The 7,349-nt window shown below is 32.0% G+C and carries 3 protein-coding genes; 2 read left to right on the plus strand and 1 reads right to left on the minus strand.

Features of this window, described 5'->3' with window-relative positions:
• The coding region (locus tag IC220_RS04290) for an Rpn family recombination-promoting nuclease/putative transposase (protein WP_188153323.1) at window positions 1-376 on the minus strand (376 nt) is incomplete at its 3' end.
• 1,323 nt (window positions 377-1,699) lie between these two features.
• Between IC220_RS04290 and IC220_RS04295 the strand changes: the two genes are divergently transcribed.
• Together IC220_RS04295 and IC220_RS04300 are read left to right on the plus strand one after the other, a co-directional pair.
• Window positions 1,700-3,196 carry a hypothetical protein gene (locus tag IC220_RS04295; RefSeq protein ID WP_188153324.1) on the plus strand — a complete coding sequence of 499 codons (1,497 nt, stop codon included), beginning with the start codon at window positions 1,700-1,702 and terminating at the stop codon, window positions 3,194-3,196.
• A 50-nt stretch (window positions 3,197-3,246) separates the two neighbouring features.
• A partial coding sequence (locus IC220_RS04300; protein WP_188153325.1) for an NACHT domain-containing protein occupies window positions 3,247-7,349 on the plus strand: 4,103 nt, incomplete at its 3' end.

Raw genomic sequence — 7,349 nt, forward strand, 5'->3', positions numbered from 1 at the left:
AATCAGCGACAGCTATAAAGATTATTTCCTTAAGGTCATGATATTCATCACCTTGATCAGCCTGATTTGAGTAAGCTTTGGCAGCATAATATTGAGCACGCTTCTCGAAACCTTTAGTCTTAGTGAACTGCATCTCTATAATGTATCTAGAACCTTGAGAGTCCTTACAAAGAACATCAACAATACTCTGCTTTTTAGCGGCAATTTCAGGGTCTAAAATAGTAGCTAAAAATTCAACATCTTGAATAGCAGCTAAGCCAGTAAAGCCTAAAATATCGTTTAGGAAATGAATTAGAATATCCTTGTTTTTCTCGGTGCCAAATATTCTCTTAAAAGCATAATCATTGCGTGCATCAAGAAATTTAGAAAGAGCCATAAGAAAGTAAGTTAAAAATAATTAATGATTATACTAAATTTTGAAGGAATGTTCAACTTCTTTATTTTTTAAGTTTTGAATGAAAAAAATGGCTGCCAGAGATCACCTTAGAATCGCATTTCATACTTTAGACATATAAATACATCTTTTTATCAATCCCTCTGTAAAGCGCCTTAAAAGCCTAAGAAATGAATACTATGAACTTAGCAGCTGTAATGGCCATTAAGAACCCCTTTTTGGTGCAAGAACCTACGAGCATAAAAGCTCACATCCTAAAGAAAACATATTTCAGTGTATGAAGATGAAGCCTATTTTAACTTGTCAAGGAGTAGGCATTTAATATACTAGTTTTTAATGAAGGTAATAATTATCCTAGGTGTACAGTCCCAGAGAGTGATGGAAGTATAAATAAATCAGGAAATTTTGTCCACTAGACATACTGTAGATAACGCAAGCAACACACCTTAGGAAAGATAAAAGGGGTGCATAACTCTGTAATTTCAGCATAGATCAAGAAACATGGTGAAGGAGGGCTTTCGTAAAGAACTCAATAAAGTACAAGAGGGAAATATACAAATTCTTGAAGTTGATGAGCTATTCACGTATGTAAAAAAAGAGAAAATAAAGCATATGTATTTACTTATGTCAACAGAAAATCAGGCAAAATTATTGATATCCAAGTAGCTAAAGAAGGAGAATAGAAGTTATAGTAAAAGTAGTCAAATATGGAGGTATAGAGTGGCATTAAGGTCAAAATTATTAAATATTTTTTTTAAGGAAGTCCCTCTCTTTAGCGTGACAAAAAATTCAATTATTGACTACTTTACTTTTCTCAAAAACGCAAAAAAGGTAGGGGTATTTGTGAGAAAGTTTTACATAAACATAGCATTATGAAAGAAAGATTAATAAGTTATGAAAAATAAGATAAGTGCGTAGGTACACGTCTTAACAGGACTAAAGCCAGCAGTATTGGGATTGTGGCTCATGCTAAATTTTGGATGGAGATAGGTTCAAACATGCTGTTTGGCGGGCCAAGCGATTCCAAAAAAACTTGTTCTCAGAATCGTTATGTAAAATAGCCAAAATCAGCCATACTGGACAGCTTTTTAGTAATTTCTGTTTACATGAAAGTATATACGTGCGTGAGAATAGAGAGGAAAATGTTGTTAAATTTAACGAAATTGGTGTCTAAAGTAAATAAAGGGTTTTCAGTCAGTGCTAACTTCAGCTTCAAAATGCAAAAAGCTTGCATTGTTAAGTTTAATAATTTATTATGTTATGAATCAATCATGATCGGTTTTGGTGTAACAACAAGGGGGTTTTATGTTAAAGACAAGGTATCCAACAAGCTATTTTAAAAAAGAAGAATTTAAATCACAAATACAGGAAGAACAGCAATATAGAGAGCAAAGCAGAAAGGCTCTTCAAGACTTAAAAAGAGTAAAGCGTATAAATGATAATCTAGAACTGCCAGAAGGTTTTAAGGTGGAACAAGCTATTAGAAGATCTGGTTCTTCTGAAGGAAATAAATTATCTGAGAGTCAACCTGAACAACGTGTTAAGTTGGTGGAACAACAACCAGATCTACCAGGAAATAGAGTGAAAAGAGCTGATAATGAACCTAAACCAGGGCCTTCAAATGCTAATCAAGGAAATCAACAATCTCCAGCTCAAGAAAATTTACAGCAGATTAGTTCTGACATTGGTGTAAAAGATAGGGGTGTTAACACAGATTATTTAGGTGAAAGAGTTAACAATGATCCGAATTCAGACTCTTTTCATCAATCTTCTTCTGATGATAATCGGATTCAGGATGAGACTTGGACTTCAAATAGCGAACATGAAGCTGCAGAATTAAAAAGATTTTCCCATGGTAATGATTATCAACTCAAATTATTGATGTTGTTTGCATCAAAAGGTAAAAACTCTAAAGTAGCTTTCCGTTTAGCTACAGAAATGGCTGAAGCAGAGAAATTTGATGATCTGGTTTTTCGTTATACTGATAGTCAGGGTAGTATAAAGTATCGTTTTCTACAAGCAAAGCATAGGCAATTTCTAGAAGAAAAAAATAAAATTAAGGTTCGTGACCTTATTTCAAATAGTGATAACGACTTTAGCTTGCAAAAGTATTTTGTCTCATATCTAAAAGATAAAGAGAAGAAAGAATTTAAAGATGGAGAACTAGAAGATTTTATTATTTGTACTAACACTGATTTTGACTTTGAGCTAAGTACAACAAAGAAGGACCAAATAAGAACAAAAGACAACAAAAAAACATGGAAAGCCTATTTTTCAGAGAAAACAGACGATGACACAGTTTTAAATTTGGGAGGTAAGCGTTATCAGTTTAATAAGGATTCAGAGATAAGAGGTAAAATAATTTCGGAATTAAAGCCAATATTCCAAAAATCTTTAAAAAAAAACAGATTGTCAGGTGATGGTGTTAATGAAAAGATAGGTGATTTTTTGGATAAGCTTGTTTTTGCTGTTGAACAGCCATCTGGAGCAAGCTTAGAGCAGAAGATTAAAGACACAATTGGTAATGAGTTTAATCTAATAAATGAAATTATTTACAACGATTTTTTTAAGTTTATGTATGATTGGATGAAGCATCGCATAAAAGATCCAGGAGAGAAAGGATGGGGAAGAGCACATTTTCTTACAGATAAAGATGTAACCCAGTTTTTAGATAAAGCAAGGCACAAGATTGCCAATTTAGGGTTAATTAGCTCAAATTTATTGAGAAAAAAAAATTTGAAAAATTTGGACTTAAGTTCAAAGACGATATTAAAACAGTTAAGGAAATTAGAGAATTTTTAAATAAACAGAATAGTAAAAAACAAATCTTAATCGTTTGTTCCGAAAGTGAATTGTTGAGTGAAATTAAGGTGTCTCAGATACTTACAAGCCGTGAGACATATAGAAGTATATTTTCAGATCTAAAATCTTTATCTTTCTTGCTAAGTTCTGAGGTGAACCCTGTAAATGAATTCAGTTCACAGGAAAAAGATTACTTAATAATTACAAACTTCTCTGAAGATGTAGAGGGTTTATTAAAGAAATTCTATGAGATAGTTAAAAAAAATCTTAACAAGAAAATTATTTTTATCACTCAGCTAAAACAGAGCAATAACATCTCAGAGTTTTTTCAAAAACAGCATGTGGAAACAATAAATGATGATAATAACAAGCTTGATGACCTTCTTTCTGACCCAAAAGAGACAATACTAGGAACAAAAATTACGCTTTTTGGAGAAGAAAGGGAATTGACTAGCCTAACTACGGACGCTAATAAGGATGATCTATACTCAGCCATAGATGGAGATGCATTAACTACACTCATTAACACACTCATTAACGGTGATAGTAACGTAATAGGTAGTGAGCATAAATATGACTTTGATACATATATTGATATACAACGTAAACTTACTTATCAAACAGAGATAGATAAAAAATGCCTTGAGGAGAATAAAAATGACCTATTTGCCATTAGCAGTATAGAAGAAGGTGACTTTGATCAATTAGCTACTAAAGAAAGAAAGAGAGAGTTTACCAATCAAGACCCTGACAAGGAAAACCCTATTCGACTTATTAGATTAGATAATCATCATGATATAAAGGAAAATTTTGATCAATTATGTCGTGATTATAAAAAATACACTATTCACTTGCTTGAAAATAAGAAAGGTGTACTAGAATGGAAACAATCTCATGGTTCCTTATTTAATTTACGCAGATTCGTACTAGAAACGAAGGGCAAAGAAAAGCAAGTTAACGACTTAACTGATTCAGCTATTATTGCTGCAGAAGCTGGTATGGGAAAATCTACTATACTGACTACGTATTCAATGAGCAAAGATTCCTTATGGCCTATTAGAATTAATTTAAAAGATTATCAAACGGGTATAGATAATGCGAATTTTAATGATTTAAGTGGAATTGTGGAGTTCCTGTCTAATATTATTGATCCAGCAAGTTCAAAAACTTCATTAATAAAGAATTTACTACAATATTGTTTGACACAACAAGGTCAGGTTACTCTATTGTTAGATGGGTATGATGAAATAAAGGATCGTAGTCAAGAAAAAGTAGTTCAATTATTGAGAATCCTGAGAACTACAAAAGGGAAAGTGTTAATCACAACTCGTTCGTATGAACGATCTAAGTTAGAGGATGCTTTGGGAATATTTGCTTACTCTCTAAATCCTTTTGACAAGACTGAACAAAAAGAATTTTTAAAAAAATTTTGGATTAAAAAGTTAAATGTAAAAGAACTAAATCAAAATGAAGGAGTTGTTAGTTTTACAGGGCAACTCCTAAATTATTTTCATGGATTAAACCTTATGAAGGAAGAGGGTTTAGTAGGAATTGTATTACAAGCGCGAATGGTGGCTGAAATTTTTCAAGATGAGTGTGAAGAATATTTTAAACATAAAGAATTTAACCCTTCCAACTTTAGAATTAGTAACATATCTGATCTTTATGAGAGGTTCATTGAGTATCAATATGAAAGATATTTTAAAGAAAAAATCAAGATCAGTGGAAAGTTAAGCGAGGATTCGCGAACCTCATTAACTAGGTCATATACAAAAGCACATAGTTACTTAGCATTAAAATCATTCTTTTCTGAAGATCAGATACAAGGACTTTTAAGTAAGGAAAGATTTTCAGGAAAGGAGTTACAGGATATTGGTCTTGTAAAGAATTTAAAAGAGGACGGTACTGCAGATTTTCTTCACTTTACTTATATTGAATATTTTGTGGCAGATTTTCTTGTTAATGCTCTAAGGAAGGAGAAAGATCACCCTAAATACAGAGCAGTAGATAACTTTTTACGTATGCAAATCTTTAGGAATCATAACAAAGTAATTCATGATTTTATTGAAAACAAGATAAAAAAAGAAAGTGATAGCAATTTAAGTAGTAATTGGAAAGCAATACAGAACTGTAATTTGCTGAAAGGGGTTAAAATTGAAGCAAAATTACAGCTTTCAAGACCACCTGATGATGCTTCATCTGGAAAAAGCTTGACTGAATTATTGGAAGAATTCAAAAAGAATACGCCGGAAGGAATGTATCGAGGGAATCAAGGTTATTTTTATAATTATAAAGACAAAGACAAAAACATAGATACTAGTTTAATTGATCGTATCTTTGACAATTTTACCAAGGAAACAAATATTGAAGAATTACAAAACGCATTTGACTATTTTATGAAAATAGAAGAAAATAGTAAGGGTTTTCACCTTGATTTTGTAGAAAATATTTTTGAAAGAAGGCTTGATGGTGCAATAGGTTATTTCTTAAATGAGTGTAAAAAGCGAGATATCAAACATCAATACTTAGAAAAGATATTACAAAAAAAACTGCTAGTTCTTGAGGAAATTGCTGAGAGTTTTAGCAAGATAAGCGGTACTCATAATGCAGATCAATACGAAAATTTCCTAAAATCTTTATATTCAATCTTAGAAGAAAAGATAAAATTAAAAGATTTGCCATACTTATCTATTGCTCTTGAGTTTCATTACAAAGATTTCATGGAAAATTGTATTAAATATATTGACTCTGATAAAAGTATTCAGGAGAAGTATACAGAGAAAACAATAAAATTTCTGAAATGTTTGAACGTCGGAAACGGCGGTCTGATTGATTCAGCGTTGGGAGACATGACAACATGTGGATTTTTGCAATCTTTTTTCACTCGTATTGCTCATCATGCAAATATTATTGAATATACTAAATCGTCTATCAATGAGATCTATAAAGATAAAAGTCTAACGTGGCTAGAAAGACAAGGTGTTCTAATATCTAGGGTTTTAGAGATCCTCACTCCTGAAATGTCAGAAAGATTTAACTCTATTTTATATGATAAGATTGATGGTGGTACATACATTTACTCATATGGCATTTTTGTTGACCTAATTAATTATGTTGTAAATAGAGCCGGGAAAGGGGCAAAAGAGCTTCAACAGGTTAATAAGCTATCTTTTCTTAAGATGCTTGTGCGTTTTGTCGGCTTTTCCGTAGAAAAAAATAGGAAATTACCTTTTACATCTGAACAACTCAAGACAGAACTGGAACTTATCACAGATATATTAAGTGAGCAACGTCAAACTGAAATTGCAGTATCAGAGAGTATAGATTATTTATTTATACTAGGAAAAGCAGGACTAAAGTTAATTGATGCTGAAAAAGAGCTTCTAGTGCTTGATCCTGCAGGTGAATTTGAATATAAACTTTCAAGCAATTACATAAACCAAATAATAGAGCTCATTAAATGGAAAAGTGAAAATCCTTCTGAACATCGAACAGATTTTCTCAAGAAATGCTACGAAACTATAGAATTAAAAAAAGGTAATCTAAAAAGAAAAGGGTCTGAAAGCGATTTGCAAGAGCTAAAAAGATTGAAAGTTAAAAACTGTCTATTAAATAGAAGGAAAAGAGAAGCTGAAAATGAATGTTTATTTACATGGGAAGATGTGGATGAGTTTAATGTAGAAAAAGATGAAAAAAGAAGTTTAAGCAATATTGAAATAGATAGTGAAAAGTTTATAAGCTACGTTAAAGATCTGCCACAGGAAAAACGTGATCAGCTAATTCAGCTAGCAGATAAAGTTAAGGTTACAGGTCAATCTCAAGGTTTAATTAATAAGCTTATTAGTAATCAAAAATTCATGAATCATTTAAATAAAGTAGGAATGGTTTCTGGTATCACTATGCACGGAATGATGGGAAAGGCAACTCTAGCTTCTTTTCTTAATCATGATTATCAAGGTGTTGCAATTAATCTAGGCTTTATTGCCGGTGGTCAAGGATTTGCTAAAGTTGCCCAAGCTATCTCTCTCAAAGGTATGGAGTTAGCTTCAAACGGTAAAGTTATTCTTGGTAGATCTCTAAAAGCAGCATCGCCTCTCCTTGCTCGTGGTACCTCAGCTTTTATCGCTTACGATCTATACAATCAGATACAGGA

This window comes from Wolbachia endosymbiont of Pentalonia nigronervosa (genome assembly GCF_014534705.1).
In the GTDB taxonomy this organism is placed as follows: Bacteria; Pseudomonadota; Alphaproteobacteria; order Rickettsiales; family Anaplasmataceae; genus Wolbachia.